This window comes from Prochlorococcus sp. G4PB16 (assembly GCF_059772465.1).
Genome location: NZ_CM186289.1, coordinates 1929108 through 1948547 on the forward strand (window position 1 = coordinate 1929108; position 19440 = coordinate 1948547).

The 19440-nt window shown below is 35.3% G+C and carries 20 protein-coding genes; 10 read left to right on the forward strand and 10 right to left on the reverse strand.

From position 1 onward, the window contains the following. Positions 1–16 precede the first annotated feature (16 nt). Complete coding sequence (locus AC6EIZ_RS10895) at positions 17–1015, forward strand: transaldolase (protein WP_498511203.1); 999 nt, start codon at positions 17–19, stop codon at positions 1013–1015. On the opposite strand, the gene AC6EIZ_RS10900 is transcribed toward AC6EIZ_RS10895, so the two are convergent. The 5 genes from AC6EIZ_RS10900 to AC6EIZ_RS10920 form a co-directional block, all read right to left on the reverse strand. After that, entirely contained in the window at positions 1004–2149 is a 1146-nt protein-coding gene (locus tag AC6EIZ_RS10900) for an NAD(P)/FAD-dependent oxidoreductase (RefSeq protein WP_498511205.1), read from the reverse strand. The genes AC6EIZ_RS10895 and AC6EIZ_RS10900 overlap by 12 nt on opposite strands. Next, the gene (gene frr / locus AC6EIZ_RS10905) at positions 2146–2694 is read right to left on the reverse strand and encodes a ribosome recycling factor (RefSeq protein ID WP_498511207.1); all 549 of its coding nucleotides are present in this window, start codon (positions 2692–2694) and stop codon (positions 2146–2148) included. Before frr ends, AC6EIZ_RS10900 begins: the two co-directional genes overlap by 4 nt. A 49-nt stretch (positions 2695–2743) precedes the next feature. Next, complete coding sequence (gene pyrH, locus AC6EIZ_RS10910; RefSeq protein ID WP_498511209.1) at positions 2744–3457, reverse strand: UMP kinase; 714 nt, start codon at positions 3455–3457, stop codon at positions 2744–2746. 97 nt (positions 3458–3554) lie between these two features. Beyond that, positions 3555–4247 (reverse strand): cob(I)yrinic acid a,c-diamide adenosyltransferase, encoded by a 693-nt coding sequence (gene cobO / locus AC6EIZ_RS10915; RefSeq protein WP_498511211.1) that lies wholly within the window; start codon positions 4245–4247, stop codon positions 3555–3557. 79 nt (positions 4248–4326) lie between these two features. Then, the gene (locus AC6EIZ_RS10920) at positions 4327–5487 is read right to left on the reverse strand and encodes a site-specific integrase (protein WP_498511213.1); all 1161 of its coding nucleotides are present in this window, start codon (positions 5485–5487) and stop codon (positions 4327–4329) included. A 71-nt stretch (positions 5488–5558) separates the two neighbouring features. Here AC6EIZ_RS10920 and hemH point away from each other — a divergent pair, with 71 nt between their 5' ends. From hemH to AC6EIZ_RS10935, 3 genes are all read left to right on the forward strand, one after another. Further along, positions 5559–6734 (forward strand): ferrochelatase, encoded by a 1176-nt coding sequence (gene hemH, locus AC6EIZ_RS10925; RefSeq protein WP_498511215.1) that lies wholly within the window; start codon positions 5559–5561, stop codon positions 6732–6734. A 143-nt stretch (positions 6735–6877) separates the two neighbouring features. Next, the gene (ilvB, locus tag AC6EIZ_RS10930; RefSeq protein ID WP_498511217.1) at positions 6878–8641 is read left to right on the forward strand and encodes a biosynthetic-type acetolactate synthase large subunit; all 1764 of its coding nucleotides are present in this window, start codon (positions 6878–6880) and stop codon (positions 8639–8641) included. A 102-nt stretch (positions 8642–8743) separates the two neighbouring features. After that, a complete protein-coding gene (locus tag AC6EIZ_RS10935) occupies positions 8744–9004 on the forward strand; it encodes a nuclease (protein ID WP_498511219.1) in 261 nt (86 codons plus the stop codon). Positions 9005–9032: 28 nt separating this feature from the next. Here AC6EIZ_RS10935 and pgeF read toward each other — a convergent pair whose 3' ends face one another. The 3 genes from pgeF to AC6EIZ_RS10950 all read right to left on the reverse strand — a co-directional run bounded on the left by pgeF (position 9033) and on the right by AC6EIZ_RS10950 (position 12053). Continuing rightward, positions 9033–9785 (reverse strand): peptidoglycan editing factor PgeF, encoded by a 753-nt coding sequence (gene pgeF, locus AC6EIZ_RS10940; RefSeq protein WP_498511221.1) that lies wholly within the window; start codon positions 9783–9785, stop codon positions 9033–9035. A 62-nt stretch (positions 9786–9847) separates the two neighbouring features. After that, positions 9848–10735: a Tab2 family RNA-binding protein gene (locus AC6EIZ_RS10945; protein WP_498511223.1), complete on the reverse strand. Its 888-nt coding sequence runs from the start codon at positions 10733–10735 to the stop codon at positions 9848–9850. Between the two features lie 22 nt (positions 10736–10757). After that, the gene (locus tag AC6EIZ_RS10950; RefSeq protein ID WP_498511225.1) at positions 10758–12053 is read right to left on the reverse strand and encodes a S1 RNA-binding domain-containing protein; all 1296 of its coding nucleotides are present in this window, start codon (positions 12051–12053) and stop codon (positions 10758–10760) included. A gap of 102 nt (positions 12054–12155) precedes the next feature. Between AC6EIZ_RS10950 and AC6EIZ_RS10955 the strand changes: the two genes are divergently transcribed. The 5 genes from AC6EIZ_RS10955 (at position 12156) to AC6EIZ_RS10975 (ending at position 16684) form a co-directional block, all read left to right on the forward strand. Continuing rightward, a complete protein-coding gene (locus AC6EIZ_RS10955) occupies positions 12156–12932 on the forward strand; it encodes a creatininase family protein (protein ID WP_498511227.1) in 777 nt (258 codons plus the stop codon). Positions 12933–13027: 95 nt separating this feature from the next. Further along, positions 13028–13753, forward strand: a complete 726-nt coding sequence (locus AC6EIZ_RS10960; RefSeq protein ID WP_498511229.1) for an aldehyde oxygenase (deformylating) — start codon at positions 13028–13030, stop codon at positions 13751–13753. 145 nt (positions 13754–13898) lie between these two features. Further along, complete coding sequence (locus AC6EIZ_RS10965; protein WP_498511231.1) at positions 13899–14939, forward strand: long-chain acyl-[acyl-carrier-protein] reductase; 1041 nt, start codon at positions 13899–13901, stop codon at positions 14937–14939. Between the two features lie 21 nt (positions 14940–14960). Next, entirely contained in the window at positions 14961–15950 is a 990-nt protein-coding gene (locus tag AC6EIZ_RS10970) for an acetyl-CoA carboxylase carboxyltransferase subunit alpha (RefSeq protein ID WP_498511233.1), read from the forward strand. Between the two features lie 26 nt (positions 15951–15976). Then, positions 15977–16684, forward strand: a complete 708-nt coding sequence (locus AC6EIZ_RS10975) for an SDR family oxidoreductase (protein WP_498511235.1) — start codon at positions 15977–15979, stop codon at positions 16682–16684. A gap of 30 nt (positions 16685–16714) precedes the next feature. On the opposite strand, the gene AC6EIZ_RS10980 is transcribed toward AC6EIZ_RS10975, so the two are convergent. Next, positions 16715–17389 (reverse strand): phosphoribosylanthranilate isomerase, encoded by a 675-nt coding sequence (locus tag AC6EIZ_RS10980; protein ID WP_498511237.1) that lies wholly within the window; start codon positions 17387–17389, stop codon positions 16715–16717. 63 nt (positions 17390–17452) lie between these two features. Between AC6EIZ_RS10980 and AC6EIZ_RS10985 the strand changes: the two genes are divergently transcribed. Beyond that, complete coding sequence (locus AC6EIZ_RS10985; protein WP_498511238.1) at positions 17453–18691, forward strand: site-2 protease family protein; 1239 nt, start codon at positions 17453–17455, stop codon at positions 18689–18691. Here AC6EIZ_RS10985 and AC6EIZ_RS10990 read toward each other — a convergent pair. Then, on the reverse strand, positions 18685–19434 hold the full coding sequence (locus AC6EIZ_RS10990; protein WP_498511240.1) for a lipoate--protein ligase family protein: 750 nt from the start codon (positions 19432–19434) through the stop codon (positions 18685–18687). The genes AC6EIZ_RS10985 and AC6EIZ_RS10990 overlap by 7 nt on opposite strands. Between the last annotated feature and the right edge of the window lie 6 nt (positions 19435–19440).

The following is a 19440-nucleotide window of genomic DNA, read 5'->3' on the forward strand; positions in this document are numbered from 1 at the left end:
AAAGACGTTTTAAATTATGCAATCCCTTCTTAATCAGTTATCGTCAATGACTGTTGTGGTGGCTGATACTGGTGATCTCGAAGCGATCAAAAAATTTCATCCCAGAGACGCTACAACAAACCCTTCTTTAATTCTGGCGGCCGCACAAATCCCTGCTTATCAAAGCTTGATTGATCAAGCACTTACTACTTCAAGAGAAATGTTAGGAGCCAGTGCTTCCACAACTAATGTGGTGAAGGAGGCTTTGGATGAGCTTTGTGTTGTCTTTGGTAAAGAGATTTTGAAATTAATTCCTGGCCGTGTTTCAACAGAGGTTGATGCAAGGCTAAGTTTTGATACAGATGCTACTATCGCAAAAGCAAGAAAAATAATTGCTAAATACAATCAGGATGATATTTCTAACGATCGGGTTTTAATTAAAATAGCCTCTACATGGGAGGGGATTAAAGCTGCGGAGGTATTAGAAAAAGAGAATATTCACTGCAATCTAACTTTATTGTTTAATTTTTATCAAGCAGTTGCTTGTGCTGAGGCAGGTGTAACGCTTATTTCACCCTTTGTTGGAAGGATTTTAGATTGGTATAAATCTGCTACAGGAAGAGATTCTTATCCAGCTACTGAAGATCCAGGGGTCGTTTCTGTTACTAAAATATTTAATTATTTCAAGTCAAATGGTTATAAGACAGAGGTAATGGGAGCAAGTTTTAGAAATATAGAGGAAATAACAGAGCTTGCAGGATGTGATTTATTGACCATTTCTCCTAAATTACTTCAGCAACTTAATGAAACATATTCGTATTTGCCAATCAAGTTAAATGCACAAAACCCTTTACTGATTGAAGAGACAATACATTTAGATAAGACATCTTTTGAATTAATGATGGCTGGGGATAAAATGGCTACAGAAAAACTCAATGAAGGAATTAGCGGTTTTAGTAAAGCAATTGATAAATTAGAAAATCAATTGTACGAAAGACTTGAGTTGATTGAAGGTGGAATTGCCCTAACCCTTTGAACTTTGATTTTGAAAGAGTAATCTCTTGATTACTCTTTTTGCGATGTCTTCATAACTCATCTCACCTGAAAGAATTTGTGCAATTCTTTTTGGAGCAGTAGGCCTTTTTACACCTAATTGGTATCCAACTTTAGGAAACCGATAAAAGACTTGAGAAATTCTTTTTCCCCAAGACATTGAATTTCCCCAATTCCTTTGAATTGTTTTTGTATATCCATCTAAAGTATTGACATCTCCATCCAGCCAATAAATAAGGCTTTTTGCCGCTTCAAAGCCACTCATCAAAGCAGGCCTTAATCCCTCTGCTAAAAAGGGATCACATAATGATGCAGCATCACCAACTAGAAGAATTCCTTCTCCGTTTAATTTATAATGGCCATTCCATACTCTTAATTTTTTTTCATGACCAATTACTTCAGAAGGGTCCAAACCTAAATCAGGAAGAAAGGATTTAAGTATTTCATTAACCGGTATTGAATTTTTATTATCTAGAAAAGTTCCCATCCCAATACTTACTTCATTGTTTAATGGAAAGGCCCATGCAAAACCATTCTTTACTAAGCCAAATTCGAACCTAGCGGTTTGACTTCTTAAATTCCCCTTCTGTTTGATTCTTCCTGAGAAAGTGGATGCAAATTTTTGTTGATTAGGACCTAAATTGAAAGTTTTAGGCCATTCTGATTGAGATCCATCAGCAATAACAACTGCTTTTGCCTCTATTTGTCTCCCATCAAGAGCGGTAATTTGCCAAATAGTAGATTTTTTTTTTACATCGATTACATTAAAAGAATTCAATAAATTACAACCAAGATTTATTGCTTGATCTAATAGGAAAGAATCGAGCTTTTCACGTTTGACTATCCAAAAAGGAGAAGACCCTGAGAGTTCAGCAACCACTTTGTCGGCATTGAACCAACTAAACTCTACATTTGTTATTACTTCATCAACTATTGGTAGAAGTTTAAAAGGAAACCAATTTTGAACTGCAGCAGACATTCCACCACCACAGCTCTTCTCAAAGGAGTAAACATTTTTTTCAAGAATACAAACATTTTTATTTTTACTAGCCAGATGAAATGCTGTAGTAGTTCCTGATGCCCCCCCTCCAATAATGGCAACATCTATGAGGGTCAAACTTTTAAAATCTCAGCTTCTTTTTCTGAGAGTTTTTTTTCAATATCTTTTATATAGTTATCTGTCTCTTTTTGAATTGATTCTTGTTCATCTCTGCTTTGATCTTCGGAAAGATCACCATCCTTTTCAGATTTCTTGACTCTCTCTATTGCATCACGGCGGATATTTCTAAGGGCAACTTTTCCTTCCTCTGCATATTTGGATGCGAGTTTGCAAAATTCTTTTCTACGCTCTTCAGTTAATGGTGGAACATTGATACGAATTATCTTGCCATCATTATTTGGAGTAAAACCAAGATCACTTGTTGCTATTGCTTTTTCGATGGAGGCTAATGAGCCTAAGTCGAAGGGTTGAATTGCTATGGTTTGAGAGTCAGGAGTAGTGATAGTTGCAAGTGATTTTAGTGGAGTTTCAGCCCCGTAGTATTCGACTGATATTCTGTCTAATAATGATGTATTTGCCCTTCCCGTTCTGATGGTATTGAAATTCCTCTGAGCTGCTTCTACAGATTTGCTCATTGTGGTTTTTAGGTCTTGGTTTGACATTTAGATAAAGTTATTGCGAATTGATTTTTAAAAGGTTAAAAGTTTAGTTTTAACTTGAATTAGATATTCTTGATCCAATTGGTTCGCCAGAAATAGCCTTAGCAATATTCCCAGGTTGGAAAATATTAAAAACAATAATTGGAATTTTATTATCTTTGCAAAGAGCAATAGCAGTGCTATCCATCACTCCTATTTCGTTAGCTAGTACATCTTGAAAGGTGAGATTGCTATATTTGACAGCATCAGTGAATTTTTTTGGATCTCGATCGTAAACCCCATCAACTTTCGTAGCCTTAAAAACAACTTCTGCGTTGATTTCAGCAGCCCTGAGAGCAGCAGTGGTATCAGTTGTAAAAAATGGATTGCCGCACCCACCTCCAAAAACAACTACCCTTCCTTTTTCGAGATGTCTTATTGCTCTTCTTCTTATGTATGGTTCTGCAATCTGTTGCATGTCAATAGCAGATTGAACTCTTGTAGGTACTCCAGCTCTTTCTAATCCGTCTTGAAGTGTAATCGCATTCATTACTGTAGCAAGCATTCCTACATAGTCAGCAGTGGCTCTGTCCATTCCTGCAGCTGATCCTTTTAGACCTCTAAAGATATTTCCGCCGCCAACAACAATTGCTATTTGCGTGCCATTTTCAACCGCTTTTGAAACGTCCTTGGCAATTGATTGAACAATTTCAGGATCAATCCCGTAAGGTTTATCTCCCATAAGAGCTTCACCACTGAGTTTTATAAGTGCTCTAGAGTATGTCATTAAAAATTCATAACAAATTGACAGTAGCAAGTCCTGGGAGAACGTCTTTATATCTGTATTGGATCCCTTGCCTTGGAAATATTATCAATAATATAGATTAATATTCAATTCCTTCCTGCGCTTTTACTCCTTGCTCTCTAAAGGGATGGTGGATTAATTTCATTTCTGTCACAAGATCAGCTGAATCGATTAATTTTTCTGAGGCTCCTCTTCCAGTCAAGACTACATGTGTGAGCTCGGGGCGCAAATTTATGCCATTTATAATTTCATCTTCATCTATATATCCAAGTTTTATTGCAACAATAATCTCGTCTAAAATTATAAGCTTATAATTTGGGTCTTTAATATAAGAGAGAGCCTTTTCCCAACTTGCCTTGACTAAATTTATATCTTTATTTCTATCTTGTGTTTCCCATGTGAAGCCTTCACCACATGCATGGAATTTTAATTTTTCCCCAAATATTTTCAAAGCTAATGATTCACCTGGTTCCCAGCCACCTTTGATAAATTGGATTATTGCAACTTTGTGGTTATGACCAATAGTTCTTAATCCTATACCAAGAGCTGCGGTGGTTTTACCTTTTCCTTGTCCGGTATTGATTATTATGAGGCCTTTTTCTTTGTTTCGTTCTTTTAATCTTTGTATTTGAACTTCTTTCCTTTTTTTCATCCTTTCTCGATATTTTTCTTCGCTAATATTTGGTATTGAATTACCACCTATTCCTATTTTTTCTGCACTCTTATCTAACTTATTAAGTCTTGAATCTTCTTTAGAAATCTTATTTTTCATTTTCTAAGATTAAATTATAACTTGATAAAAGAATAATTAATAGAAATGATATAGCTATAAATATTAATTATTCTTCTTGTTAATATTTGACTCTAGATAGAGCACTATCAACAGCAATTTGCTGATCTCTTCTTGTTATCCAATGATGATAGGTTTTTGTATGTATTGACACTGAGTGTCCCATCATTTTTGCCGCTACAGTATTTGGTAGGCCTATTAAGATTGTCCTCACTGCCCATGAATGTCTTAAATCGTAGGGGGTAAAAGATATTTTATATCTTCTAAATTGTTCCGATACTCTTCTCCCAATATGTTGAAGAGTTGTCTCTTTTAGATCTGTTTTAATGTCTGGGAGTAAATCTGAAGGATTAGTTGTTTTGTTTAATTCAAATAAACTAACCCATTCAGGATGAAATGGCCAAACTTGATGCTCTCCTGTTTTTGTATTTGGGAAAACCCGAAGTATTTTATCTCCACCCTTTTTTAAACAAGATAAGTCACTAAAAAAGACTTCATGATTTCTAAGCCCATAGGTTGCCATTAACCCAAAAACAAATCTCCATTTTGAATTTGGTATTAATTGAAAGTTATTAATAATTTCTTCATCACTAGGTAATTCTCTGAAATTAGATTCGTGTATTCCATAACCACTTTGTAGTTGTTTCCAGTTCTCAGGTAGCTCCAATTTAAGGTGTCTAGCGAAAGCACTTAAAGCAATCCCGCATTGTTGTCTGCTCCTTGAATTCTCTTTGTAACTTAAAAGTACTTTAACTAGAAGCTCCTTGTTTAATTGAAGAGAAGATTTATGACTTACTCCAATTAATCTATTCAAATATGGCTTGTAAGCAGATTGCCAAGTACTGATCATTCCTGCTGGTGACTTGCTCCTAGAAGTATCAGAAAAAAATTGTCTTTTGAAGCTTTCTATTTCATTGCTTTCAAGTATTTTTTTAGTCTTTGTTGATGAGATGGCTTTTTCTTTAATCCAATTAGACCAGCAAAATTGATTTTTTTTAAGTTGAAAATCAATTAATTCTATAGCTTTTCTAGCCTCTTCTAGACCGTTAATATTGTATGGAAGTTTAAGGCTTATTCTTTGAACTTTAGAAAGATTTTGAGATTTTTTGTCTGGCAAAGAACCGCGAATGTTTAAAACTTTCCCTCTTTTCTCAATTCTTAGATTGATTCCCTTTGATTCAAGGTTTTGGTTGATATCTAGTAACTTTTGATTCTCGTCCATGATCCTGTAAATTTAGCTTGCTTTACTTTGATAAGGGTTTGTATAACCTTTTATAAGGAGTTTTTTCTAAAATGGCTCGGGTTGGTGTCCTCTTATTAAATCTCGGAGGTCCTGAGAGGATTAAGGACGTAGGACCATTTTTGTATAATTTATTTTCTGATCCAGAGATAATTCGTTTACCAGTTCGTGCTTTTCAAAAACCTCTGGCTTGGCTTATAAGTTTATTAAGAAGTGCTAAATCACAAGAGGCTTACAGATCGATTGGAGGTGGTTCTCCTCTACGTCGTATTACCGAGCAGCAGGCAAGAGAACTCCAAAGTTATCTTAGAAATATAGGAATAGACGCTACTACCTATGTTGCGATGAGGTATTGGCATCCATTCACTGAGTCAGCCGTAGCGGATATGAAGGCTGACGGTGTTAGTGAAGTTGTTGTTTTGCCTCTTTATCCCCATTTTTCTATAAGTACAAGTGGATCCAGTTTTAGAGAATTGAAAAGGTTAAAAGATGCTGACTCTGAGTTTGCAGATTTATCAATTCGTTGTATTAGAAGCTGGTTTGATCATCCAGCCTATGTTTCTTCAATGGCTGAATTAATAAAGAAAGAAATCCAAGCTTGTGATTCACCCCAAGAGGCCTACGTTTTCTTTACGGCACATGGTGTCCCTAAAAGCTATGTAGAAGAAGCCGGTGATCCTTATCAAGATCAAATACAGAACTGTTCACTTTTGATTATTGACCAGCTTGAGAATTTGCTTGGATTTAGCAATTCATTCTCACTTGCTTATCAAAGTAGAGTTGGGCCAGAAGAGTGGCTAAAACCTTATACCGAAGAAGTATTAGAAGAACTAGGAAAATCCGGCGTTAAGGAACTTGTCGTTGTCCCAATAAGTTTTGTGAGCGAGCATATTGAAACTCTCCAAGAGATTGATATTGAGTACAAAGAAATTGCTCAGAAAAATGGAATTGTTAATTTTAAAAGAGTTCCAGCTCTTGATACCTATCCATTGTTTATTGAAGGATTGGCCGATTTAGTCTCTTCTTGCTTAAACGGCAAGGGTGTTAGTTTAGAGGAAGCATCAAAATTGCCAGAAAGAGTAAAACTTTATCCTCAAGAGAAATGGCAATGGGGTTGGAATAATAGCTCTGAAGTTTGGAATGGAAGAGTTGCAATGATTGTTTTTCTTTATTTTTTGATGGAATTAATAATTGGGGGTGGACCTTTACACCAAATAGGTCTGCTGTAAAGAACTAAAATAACTATTTGTTTTGATTAATTTGAATAAGCTTTCTATTAAAACTTAGACAATTGAATTAAATCTTTGCTTAATTTATTTTGATTGAAATTATGCATACTAAGATTTATTGTTAGTTAAGATTTTCTTTTGCCGTGACCCTGACTTCTACGCATAATCAAATAGGAGATTCAGGAACACAAAGTCAATATGAGATGTCAGGAGCTGATGCCTTGATGGATTCCCTTCGTAGGCATGGAGTAGATACTATTTTTGGTTATCCAGGCGGAGCCATCCTCCCCATCTATGATGCAGTTTTTAAAGCAGAGCAAGAGGGCTGGTTAAAACATATTCTTGTTCGACATGAGCAAGGTGGAACTCATGCTGCAGATGGTTTCGCTCGGGCGACTGGGAAAGTAGGTGTTTGTTTTGGTACATCAGGTCCTGGGGCTACGAATCTTGTTACAGGAATAGCCACCGCTCAGATGGATTCTGTACCTCTTGTTGTCATAACAGGACAAGTCCCTAGGCCTGCTATTGGTACTGATGCTTTTCAAGAAACAGATATTTTTGGGATAACACTTCCAATTGTTAAACATTCATGGGTCGTAAGAGATCCATCTGAAATTGCAAAAGTTGTTGCTCAAGCTTTTCTTATTGCCTCATCGGGTAGACCAGGCCCTGTTTTGATTGATATACCAAAAGATGTTGGACAAGAGATGTTTAAATATCTTCCTGTCGAGCCAGGTTCAATAAAGCCGCCAGGCTTTGAACTCCCATTCGCTCCAGAACATAAAGCCATAAGTGCAGCCTTAGATTTAATTGAAAGTGCGGAGCAACCACTGCTTTATGTTGGCGGTGGTGTTATTTCTTCGGGGGCACATGAAACTCTTGCGGCGATTGCTAATAGATATCAAATACCCGTAACAACAACTTTGATGGGGAAAGGCGCGTTTGATGAACGTAATCCTTTATCAGTTGGGATGCTTGGCATGCATGGAACAGCTTATGCCAACTTTGCTGTGACTGAATGTGATTTGTTGATTGCGATTGGAGCGAGATTTGATGACAGAGTTACAGGTAAATTAGATACTTTTGCCCCAAAAGCAAAAGTAATTCATTTTGAGATTGATCCCGCTGAAATAAATAAAAATAGAGTAGTTGAAGTTTCCGTATTAGGCGATGTTGGAATAAGCCTTGTTAAATTATTAGATCTCAGTAACCAACGGAAAACAAATCCAAGAACTTCTAATTGGCTTAACAAAATTAAAAATTGGAAAGATAATTTTCCTTTAATAACTCCCCCTAAAGAGGGAGAAATTTATCCACAGGAAGTATTAATTGCTTTAAGAGAATTAGCGCAAGATGCTTATATTACAACTGATGTTGGACAACATCAGATGTGGGCAGCTCAATATTTATTGAATGGACCAAGACAATGGATTAGTAGTGCTGGACTTGGAACAATGGGTTTTGGAATGCCTGCTGCTATGGGAGTCAAAGTTGCTTTACCTAAGGAGCAAGTAATCTGTATAGCCGGAGATGCAAGTATCCTTATGAACATTCAGGAGCTTGGAACAATCGCTCAATATAAGTTGAATTTAAAAGTAATTATCATTAATAATCATTGGCAAGGAATGGTTAGACAATGGCAAGAAAGTTTTTATGATGAAAGATATTCGGCATCTAACATGTCTGTTGGGGAACCTGACTTTATTTTGTTATCTAAGGCTTTTGGGATTGAGGGCATTGTGATTTCAGAAAGAGACAACCTAATCTCTGAACTTCAGAAAGCATTGGCGAATGAAGGGCCAGTTATTGTTAACGTAAATGTAAGAAAAGGTGAAAATTGTTACCCCATGGTTCCACCTGGGAAAAGTAATGCTCAAATGGTAGGTATAACTGACATTAAGAAGTAATTTAAAAAACTTTTTATGATTAAATTCTGTGCAAAGATTTTTATATTATTTCTCTCTTTTTTTTGTTTTTATTTGGAAGTTGATGCCGCTGAAATTTTGCAAGTGACTAGTTCGTCTGTCTTGCTGATCGGAGATCATAATCGAACCTATACAGTGAAATTAGCATGTATGGAAATCAGCCCTGATTTAGAAGAAAAATCTGTTAAATGGCTCAAGATGCAACTACCAAGACATACAAAGGTAAATTTGAAACCTAAAGGATCAGTGGATGGTGTCTTGGTCGCTAAAGTAATTCCTTTTGATAGTAATATTGACATAACAGAGAAATATATTAACGAAGGATTAGCAACAAAAAAATGTTAAATTAATTACACATTCATTTCTTCTATGATTACGAATATATGCAACTCCATTGTCTTGAATTAGTTTTATTTCTTCTGTAAGAATTAAATAGCTTTGGATTTGAGTATGTACAAATTCTATTTGTGTCTATTTGATTTTGTTTGATACCTTCTTTAAATAATTGTAATATAGCAGCAGTTTGTATATCAATAAGTATTTTATTAGGGTTTGAATCTTTTCTGAATAAGGGAATAATTTCTTCTTCTTTTTCTTCTTTGATTTTTTTTATGTTAATTCTTTTCCCTGTGAGTTGAATGCTTAAATCTTCAACATCATTTTTCTCAACTTGATATTTATCTCCTTTAATAGAGGCTCCAAAGGCAATAATTAAATTATTTTTCTTAGAACCGATTTCTTCTAATCTTTTTAATGTCTTTGAGATGATTTGCTTTTTAATACCTTTTAACCCAGCATGACAAGCTGCGATATTTCTTGTCCTTATATCAGCAATTAGTATAGGGATGCAATCGGCTGTGTATATCCATAAGCTTTGGCATTTTTCTTTCGTTATTAATGAATCTGCAATTTTAGGATTTAAATTTAATGTATTTTTCACTTGAATTACTTCGTCGCTATGTACTTGCTTTGCATAATGAATATTAGAAAATAGATTTAGTTTATTTTGTAATTCTATAGGTTCATTATTTTTAGACCTTTTCGTGAAAAAGGCATGTATGAAATTATTTTCTATTAATAGATCAGATTGAAAAAATTTAATATCCTTATAAATTGATAACCTCATATTTTTATAATTCAATCTTTACTCGATAAATCTATTTGAACTGAGTCATTGAATAAAAATTGTTAAATATCCCCGATATCTTTAAGCATCCAAAACCCATCTAGAGAATTTTCTTCAGGACTTTTTTGAACTGAAATAAATTGAAGTCCATCTGCATATAGCTTCGAATTTAGGAAATTATTCTCAATAGCCTTTTTTGCTTCTTCTTCGACGTCAGTTACTAACCATCTATCAGCTTGACCTGCTTCTAAAATTATTTGGGTCCCTTCTATTAAAAGCTTTGCTGGTTCAAGACCCCCGAGCCAAGCGGAGAGTGCTAAGGATCTTTTTGGACTAAAAAGCCTAATACCTGGAATAGAAATATTTTCATTAATTGAATCTTTTATGGGAATTAAATTGGAAAACTCTATTTCCCATTCATCAGCCTCTCTAAGTGTATTGAGAGATAGCGAAGCAAAGCTCCAGGAGTCACCTCTTACTTCCTCTGGTAATGGTATGGCTTGGTTTGTAATTGGGTTTGAAGGAGGAGCAAGATTGATGCCTGTATATCCTTTTTGCTGAGGATAAAAACTCCTTTCTCTATCAATAAGCCATTCCAGCAATGAATATGTTCTTCTGCTAGAAATAAGTTCAATTCCTATTTGATCCGCTGCACGTTTTATCATTGTTTTCATAGAGGATCGCCAACAACGAATAACGGAAGGTTTATCCCAACCTTGTGAATAAGCTTCATCAATAGCTTCGTCTAATGCATCTTTTAACCAAATAGAATTAACACTTGATGCTGGACAGATCTTTTCCCATTTAAATGTTTTCGTATCTTTGAAATTATTTGTAGATGTAATTAATAATTCCCATCTTTTTTTTCCATTTTCATCAATTATTGGACGGGAATAAAAGTCCATTTCCCAGTCTGATTTTTTTAAATCAGATGTTTTTGAAGCAATCACAATTTTTTTCTTCAATGTAAAGTTATGAGGGGGATTTCATGTCTTTTTCTTCCTTTTGAGGATCAACTTTTTCTTTATTCAAGCTATTGCGCGCTTTAATTGCTCTCTCATCCGCCTCTTCCATAACTTTTTCTTTATCAGTAATAAGTTCTCCTGGAGGGCCCTCTAAAAGAGCTGTATTTAATCCAATTCGTCCCCTGGAAGGATCTAAATCAGTAATTAAAGCTTTGATGGATTCTCCTGTTTGAAAAACTTCTCTAAGGCTTCTCATGCTTCCGTTGGTTACCATTGAGTGATGCAATAATCCACTAACGCCCTTTAAATCAACAAAAAAACCATATGGTTTTATTGTTAAGATTTCACCCTCGATTAATTGTCCAATTTCTAATTCTGAAAATCTAGACGCAATTGCAGCTTTCTTTTCAGAGAGAACAAGTTTTCGTCTTTCAGGATTTACCTCTAAAAAGGCGGTACTAATTGTTTTTGAAACAAGAGATTGATGATTCTCTCCATCTTCAAGTTGAGATCTAGGAATAAAGCCTCTTAAACCTTCGAAATCGCAAGTAACACCCCCACGGTTAAAACCATTTATTTTAACTCGAATAACTTTCCCTTCTTTTGCAAGATTTTGAACCTTGTCCCAGCTTTTTCTTAGCTCTAAAGCCCTACAGCTAATTGTTACCATCCCATCGGCATTTTGTTCTCTAGTAACAAGAACTTCTACTTGTAATCCTTTAGGGAAACGCTCTTTTAAATTTGTAATTACACCTAGACCACATTCATTTTTCGGCATAAATCCAGGAGCTTTACCACCTATATCTACATAAATACCATCACTTTCAACTGCAATAACTGAACCTTTTGCAATTTCTCCAGTTGTCCCGATGGGTTGATTCTCTTCTAACGCTGCCAAAAATTCATCTTCATCAAAATCAAATTCATCAACTGTTCTACTTTTTTGTGCAAAAACATTTTGATCATCAAAAGCTTCAAAAATTTTTTTATGGTCAGAATTATTTTCAGATCTTAGAAGATCTTCCATTGTCGTAGTATTTGAACTATCATTAGATTCTTTCTGTATTAATTTTCTCTGTATAGGTGCTTTATTTAATTTAGAAATATCTTTTTCAACTAGAACTTTTTCATCCAATCTTTTATCTTTAGTTTGCTCAGATAATTCTTTCTCAGATGACCCTTCATTTATTATTTCTTCATCAGTCTTTCGACTGATATGCATAACCTGCAATGGCTTGCGCGGTGCATTTTGTGCCGGCCTTGGGGGAGTTGCTTTCTTAGGCTGAGGATCTGACCCGGCCATAATACCCTTGGTAATAAGTGAAACATTCTTACAGTCAAGGGTAAGTTGTTTTTTAATTATTAGGAGATTTCTATCATTTTCCAAACTCGTCGATTTGAGAATTTGACCTGGCCTGAGGCCTCTAAAGCCGCTTCAGAGAAAGGATCTACATTGGTTTGGCCCTTTGGTGCATGTGAACAACATGGACCGCATTTACCTTTGATTACTGATACTTTTTTTGCTGAAAATATTTTAATTAAGACTCTTGAAAGTTTGCCAGAAGATATGCCCATATGGATGATGCCATCTCAATCCATTGGTTTTTCTCCTGAACATCAAGCTTTTCCAGGAACTTTGTCCTTATCAGCTGATGTGTTGCTTTCAATGGTTACTGATGTTGGGCAGCAAATAGCCTCTATGGGATTTAATAGATTGGTTTTTTTCAACGCTCATGGTGGACAAATAGGTTTGCTACAAGCGGTTTCAAGGCAACTGAGAATACAATGCCCTTCTTTAGCTGTATTGCCTTGTTTTCTATGGAGTGGTGTTCCAGGTTTAGATAAACTTTTACCTGAAAAGGAGGTTGAGGAAGGGCTTCATGCGGCCCTAGCGGAAACAAGTCTTATGTTGCATATGGACGGAGATTTGGTACGAAATGATTCTTACTTAGAAAAAAAGGATGTAGATCAAGAAATAGTTACAATTCCTAAAGGTTGGAGCCTAGAGGGCGCTTCTCCATGTGCATGGCTTACTGAAGATTTGAGTTCTTCCGGAATTATTGGAGATGCAAGTTCTTCAAATCCTGTATTGGGTGCCGCTTTGGAAAATGCACTAATAGATCATTGGAAGTCTCTATTTGCAAGCCTTTTGACAAGTGATTGGCCTCCAGTCGTCTCTTGAATACCTGTTTCTAGCAGTTAAGTTGTGGTAACTGGGCTACCATTTTGCGATTAATTCTGTAAGATCACTCAGATTGTCAAATTTCTAATAGATCTATGCAAGCTTTTGCATCCAACAACTTAACCGTAGAAAAAGAAGAGTTGGTCTCTGATTCTCTTCCAGATTTCACCTCTGAATCTTACAAAGATGCATATAGCAGAATTAATGCAGTTGTAATTGAAGGAGAGCAAGAAGCTTATTCAAATTTTCTCGATCTAGCTAAGTTGATTCCTGAGCATGCTGATGAGCTTGTAAGGCTTGGAAAAATGGAGAAAAAACATATGAATGGTTTTTGTGCTTGCGGAAGAAATCTTGCCGTAAAACCTGACATGCCTTTTGCAAAAACTTTTTTCTCAAAACTACACAATAATTTTATTGAAGCTTTTAATGCTGGTAATACCACTACTTGTCTTCTTATTCAATGCATCTTGATTGAATCTTTCGCAATATCTGCTTATCACGTTTATATCCGTGTCGCTGATCCTTTTGCTAAAAGAATTACAGAAGGTGTTGTTCAAGATGAATATTTACATTTGAATTACGGTCAGGAATGGCTTAAAGCAAATCTTGATTCAGTTAAGAAAGATCTTATGAAGGCTAATAAAGAAAATCTGCCTTTAATAAAATCAATGCTTGATGAAGTTTCAAATGACGCGGAAGTTCTTCATATGGATAAAGAAGAGTTAATGGAAGAATTTATGATTGCGTATCAAGATTCCCTTTTAGAAATAGGTCTCGATAATAGAGAAATCGCAAGAATGGCTCTTGCTGCGGTGATTTAACGATATTAAATTTACATTTTTTATTTATTTATAAATTCCTCAAGAACTTTAAGTTCTTGAGGAATTCTTTTTTTTTGACCTTTGTGGTCTAACCTTCAAAGTTGGATAAATATTAAGTTTTAATTTTGTTCTTTCTTGCTGAAAAATGTTTGGGCTAATTGGACATTCTACAAGTTTTCAAGATGCCAAGCGAAAGGCCTTGGGATTGGGGTACGACCATATTGCTGAAGGAGATTTAGATGTCTGGTGTACTGCACCTCCTCAGTTGGTAGAGCATGTAAAGGTTGTAAGTGCCATAGGAAAGACTATTGAGGGATCTTATATAGACTCATGCTTTGTTCCTGAGATGTTAAGTCGTTTCAAAACTGCACGAAGAAAAGTTTTGAATGCAATGGAGTTGGCTCAGAAAAAAGGAATCAACATCACAGCTCTGGGTGGATTTACATCAATAATTTTCGAAAATTTTAATTTGCTTCAAAATCAACAAGTTAGAAATACTACTCTTGATTGGAAAAGATTTACCACTGGTAATACTCATACAGCTTGGGTGATATGTAGACAGCTAGAGCAAAATGCACCTCTGGTAGGAATTGATTTGAGTAAATCGAAAGTAGCTGTTGTTGGAGCTACTGGTGACATTGGCAGTGCTGTTTGTAGGTGGCTAAGCAATCGAACTGGTGTTTCTGAGCTCCTTTTAGTAGCTAGGCAGCAAAAGCCTTTAATTGAACTTCAATCTCAACTTGGAGGAGGAAAAATTCTTAGTCTTGATGAGGCTTTACCTGAAGCGGATATTATTATTTGGGTTGCAAGCATGCCCAAAACCTTAGAAATTGACCCATCTAAAATTAAAAGGCCCTGCTTAATGATTGATGGTGGATACCCTAAGAATTTAGGAGAAAAGTTTTCAGGATCTGGTATACATGTATTAAAAGGAGGAATAGTTCAATTTTTCAAAGATATTGGTTGGAGCATGATGGAATTAGCTGAGATGGAAAATCCTAAAAGAGAAATGTTTGCCTGCTTTGCGGAGGCAATGCTTCTTGAATTCGAGAATTGTCATACCAATTTCAGTTGGGGTAGGAACAATATTACGTTGGAAAAGATGGATTTTATCGGCAAGGCTTCTGTAAGGCACGGGTTTTCTGTTGTTGGTTTGAAATCAAATATTCAGACATTACCTGTCTGAATATTTGGTTACTTTATTTTTATGGCTAGACGTTTTCTCCTCGAATTTGAAAAACCTCTTGTTGAATTAGAGAATCAGATTGATCAAATCAGAGAATTAGCAAGAGATTCAGAGGTTGATGTAAGTCAACAACTTCTGCAACTAGAGACACTTGCAGCGAGAAGGCGAGAAGAAATATTTAATGCACTCACACCCGCTCAAAAGATTCAAGTAGCTAGACACCCTCAAAGACCTAGCACGCTTGATTACATTCAGATGTTTTGCGACGATTGGGTGGAATTACACGGAGATAGGAACGGAACTGATGATCAAGCTCTTATAGGAGGGTTAGCTCGAATAGGTGAAAAATCTGTCCTTCTAATTGGACAACAAAAAGGTAGAGATACAAAAGAGAATGTTGCAAGAAACTTTGGGATGGCAAAGCCTGGAGGGTACAGAAAGGCTTTGAGGCTGATGAACCATGCTGATCGCTTTGGACTGCCAATAATCTCTTTCATAGATACTCCTGGGGCTTATGCAGGGCTCATAGCAGAAGAACAAGGCCAAGGAGAAGCAATTGCAGTGAATTTACGTGAAATGTTTAGGCTTAAAGTTCCCATAATTGCAACTGTAATTGGAGAAGGTGGCTCTGGTGGTGCTCTAGGGATAGGAGTCGCAGACAGGCTTCTCATGTTTGAACATAGCGTTTATACAGTTGCAAGCCCCGAAGCGTGTGCTTCGATTTTATGGAGGGATGCTGGTAAGGCTCCAGAAGCAGCAGCATCATTAAAAATTACTGGACCGGATCTTATGAAGTTAGGAATTGTCGATGAGGTCATAAAAGAGCCTTCTGGGGGCAATAATTGGGCCCCGCTTCAGGCTGGAGATAGTTTGAAAAATGCACTTAAGAAGCATTTGTCTGAATTATTGGCTTTATCCCCTGATGAATTGAGAGATAATAGATATTCCAAATTTAGAAAAATGGGCAAATATTTGGAAACTCAGTCTATCGAAAGAGAAATTTCAGTTTAAAGTTTTAATGTTTGCTTCTAACTTTCTTGTCAACAGTATTAATCACAGGCGCTTCTAGAGGAATTGGGAGAGCAACTGCTAAAGCTTTTGCTAATTCTGGATGGGATTTATTGCTTTTAGCCCGGTCTGAAGATGATTTAGAAAGACTGGTCAAAGAAATAGATAATAAAAAAGTTAAAGTCTTTTATAAATCTATTGATCTTAGTAATCCCAAAAATATATCCAAGGGAATAGTTGAATTAATGAATAATGGTTTGATTCCCTCAGTTCTTATAAATAATGCTGGAGTTGCTTGGACTGGCGATCTTTTATCCATGCCACTTGAAAAATGGGAATGGACCATGCAAATGAATCTCACTAGTATCTTTCAGGTTTGCTCTGAGGTGGTTCCTTTAATGAGAAAAAAAGGAGGACTAGTTATCAACATTAGTAGTCATGCTTCACGCAATATTTTTCCACAATGGGGAGCTTATTGTGTTTCCAAAGCAGCTTTAGCAAGTTTTACAAAATGCTTAGCAGAAGAAGAACGTAAGAATTTCATACGAGCATGCACACTTACTCTTGGATCAGTAAATTCATCTCTTTGGGATTCTGATACCGTTGGAATGCAATTTGATAGAGATTCGATGCTTTCAGTTGATCAAGTTGCATTTGAACTATTACATCTTGCTAGTCAACCAATTAATCAAATTATCGAGGATGTAACTCTGATGCCTTCCGCAGGAGCATTTTAATTTTAGACAGATTATAGTTAAGCTCCTTGATTAATTTTGTTTCCTTATTTCGTGAACAAGAGATTCAACTTTCTTAATATCTTTAATGCCTGGAGATACCTCTATTCGACTAGAGGCATCTATCCCATCAGGTCTAAGTTTAGAAAAAATTTCTGGAATTATTTCGGCTGATATTCCACCAGCTAATATCCAAGGAGCTTTAAAAGTTTTATTAATTAGTAGTTCTATTGGGACTCTATTACCAGTTCCTCCAAGTGATTTGTTATCCCACGCATCTAAGAGTATAGCGTCGATGTTTTTCTCGTATTGACTTATATTTTCTAAATCATGACTAGTTTTCAACCTGAAGGCTTTCCATAATTTCATTGTTGGAAACTCCTTCTTTAATTCACGACAATAATGAACTGATTCATTCCCATGTAATTGGATTACTGATGGTGGGGTTGATCTGTTATTTATACATTTGATCTCCTCTAATTTTTCATTAGCGATTACTAATACTTTCTCAATACTTGAAGAAACTTTTTCTACTTCATTAAAAATTTTTATACATTCTTCTTCTGGTACATACCGAGGTGAATTTTTAACGCCAATAACTCCAATAGCATTTATTTTGAATTCCGCTATTGATCGTGCTTGTGAAGTCTTTGTTAGTCCACAGATTTTTATTGCTGTTGACCTTTTAGAAGTAGATTTTCTGATCATTACCAAAACTTTTATTAGGATTGATTGAAATAGATTTTATTGAGAGCTTGGAGGAATTTAAGTTTGGGTAGTTGGGAAGTTATGAAAATCAGAGGTATCCCTTTGAGGATCCATCCAAGTTGGTTTTTGGTTTTTTTATATTTTACTTTGTCAGCCAAAGATCAGTTCGAGACGCTTTTGGATGGTCAAGCATCTATTTGGAATGGATGGGTGATTGGTGCTTTTACTTCTTCTCTATTGTTTTTATCTGTTTTATTGCATGAATTGGCTCATTCTTTTGTAGCAATCGGAGAAGGTCTAAAAGTTAGAGACATAACACTTTTTTTTCTTGGCGGTATGGCAAATCTTGAAAAGGAATGTCCGACTTCAAAAGGAAGTTTAAAAATTGCAATTTCAGGTCCTGTAGTTAGTCTTTTATTAGCTTTTTTAATGATTTTATTAAGTAATAATTTATCAGTATCAAATTTCATTCTCTCTAATTTATTTAAGCAAGTTGCTAGTCTCAATCTTTTGATAGGGTTATTTAATTTGCTTCCAATAATTCCTCTTGATGGAGGAGTAATATTGAAATCTTTGATTTGGCACTTTACAGGGAGTAAAAGAGCAGGTATTAAAGTTGCTATAGCCTCTGCAAGATTAATTTCTTTTCTTTCTATTTTTTTTGGCGTTTTAAGTTTGCTTAGGGGTAAAATATATATCGCGATTTGCTTTTCTATTATTGGGTTGTTTATTCTTTCTTCATCTAAGTCACAGAGTCAAATTATTCAAATACAAAAGATATTGTCTGAATTATATGTTAATCAAGTTTGCGGTCGTTCATATAGAGTACTAGAGGATGATTTGCCTGTTAAAGTTTTATCTAAATATAATTCTTTGAATAAAGATAATAACTTTAACGAAGCATGGATCCTTTTGTGCAGAGAGGGTAGATGGGTCGGTTTTGTAAGCGAAAAAATCTTGAAGAATATTTCTGTACAAAATTGGGACAAAAAGTTTCTTTATGAGTTTTCATCCCCAATAAATGAATTGCCATCTATTAGTGAAAAAGAATCATTATGGAAAGCAATAATAAAAATAGAAAAGACAAAAGATGGAAGACTTCTTGTTATGTCAGTCTCTGGGCTTCCTATTGGAACTTTAGATAGAGTTGATATAGGGAAAGCTGTCCTTAAAAAAATAGGATTAAATCTTCCAGAACAATTAATTAAAATTGCAAGAAAAGAGAATATTTATCCATTGGGATTAAATCTATCTAATATTGCACAATCAATGGTTTCTAGTGATTTAGAAGAGGATCAATAAAGGTTTGTTTTTGTAAATTTATCAATAACTAAACGTTTTATTATCTTTTTATCTTTTTTATCTAATGTATAATTAGAAAAAAGTAGATTAGGCCATGCGTTGCTTAGCGATTCTTTTAGCAAATTTATAACTTTATTTTTTTCTTTAATTTCATTTTTTATATTTGGTGGATCTGAATTGAAAACTTTTTTCCATAATTTTTTTGACGGTTCCATTAGTATCTCTCCATGCTGAAGCAAGTGTCCTTTTTTCCAGTACTGTGCACTTCCAATATGCTTGTTTTTATCTTTATCAACTAAGTCAGCCAATGTCGAAGTTGAAAAACAATTAGTATTAGATATATTTACAGGTTGATTTCCAAAAAATAGATCCACTCCAGCTTTCTTAAAGCCATCTTTTAGCCATTGAGTTGTCTTTAAATAAGATTCTTTTTTATTCCTTGGTGGATATTTCCATATAAGAGCGTAAGTGAGTCCTCCGCTATGAAGAACAGCTTTCCCTCCGCTAGGTCTTCTTACAATTTTTAACTGTTCATTTTCTAAAAGCTTAATCCATGTTTTTGGTAGTTCTTTTTGGTTTTTTCCAATCGATAACCAGTCTCCATCCCACGTATAAAAACGTATTGCCATATTAAAATTGTGGTCCGCAAATGACTTCTCTAATAGGAAGAGATCAATTGCCATTTGCTCTGGCCCACTTAATTCCAGAGGGTTAAGATAAAGGGCTTCTTCTAGACTTTTCATTTTGAC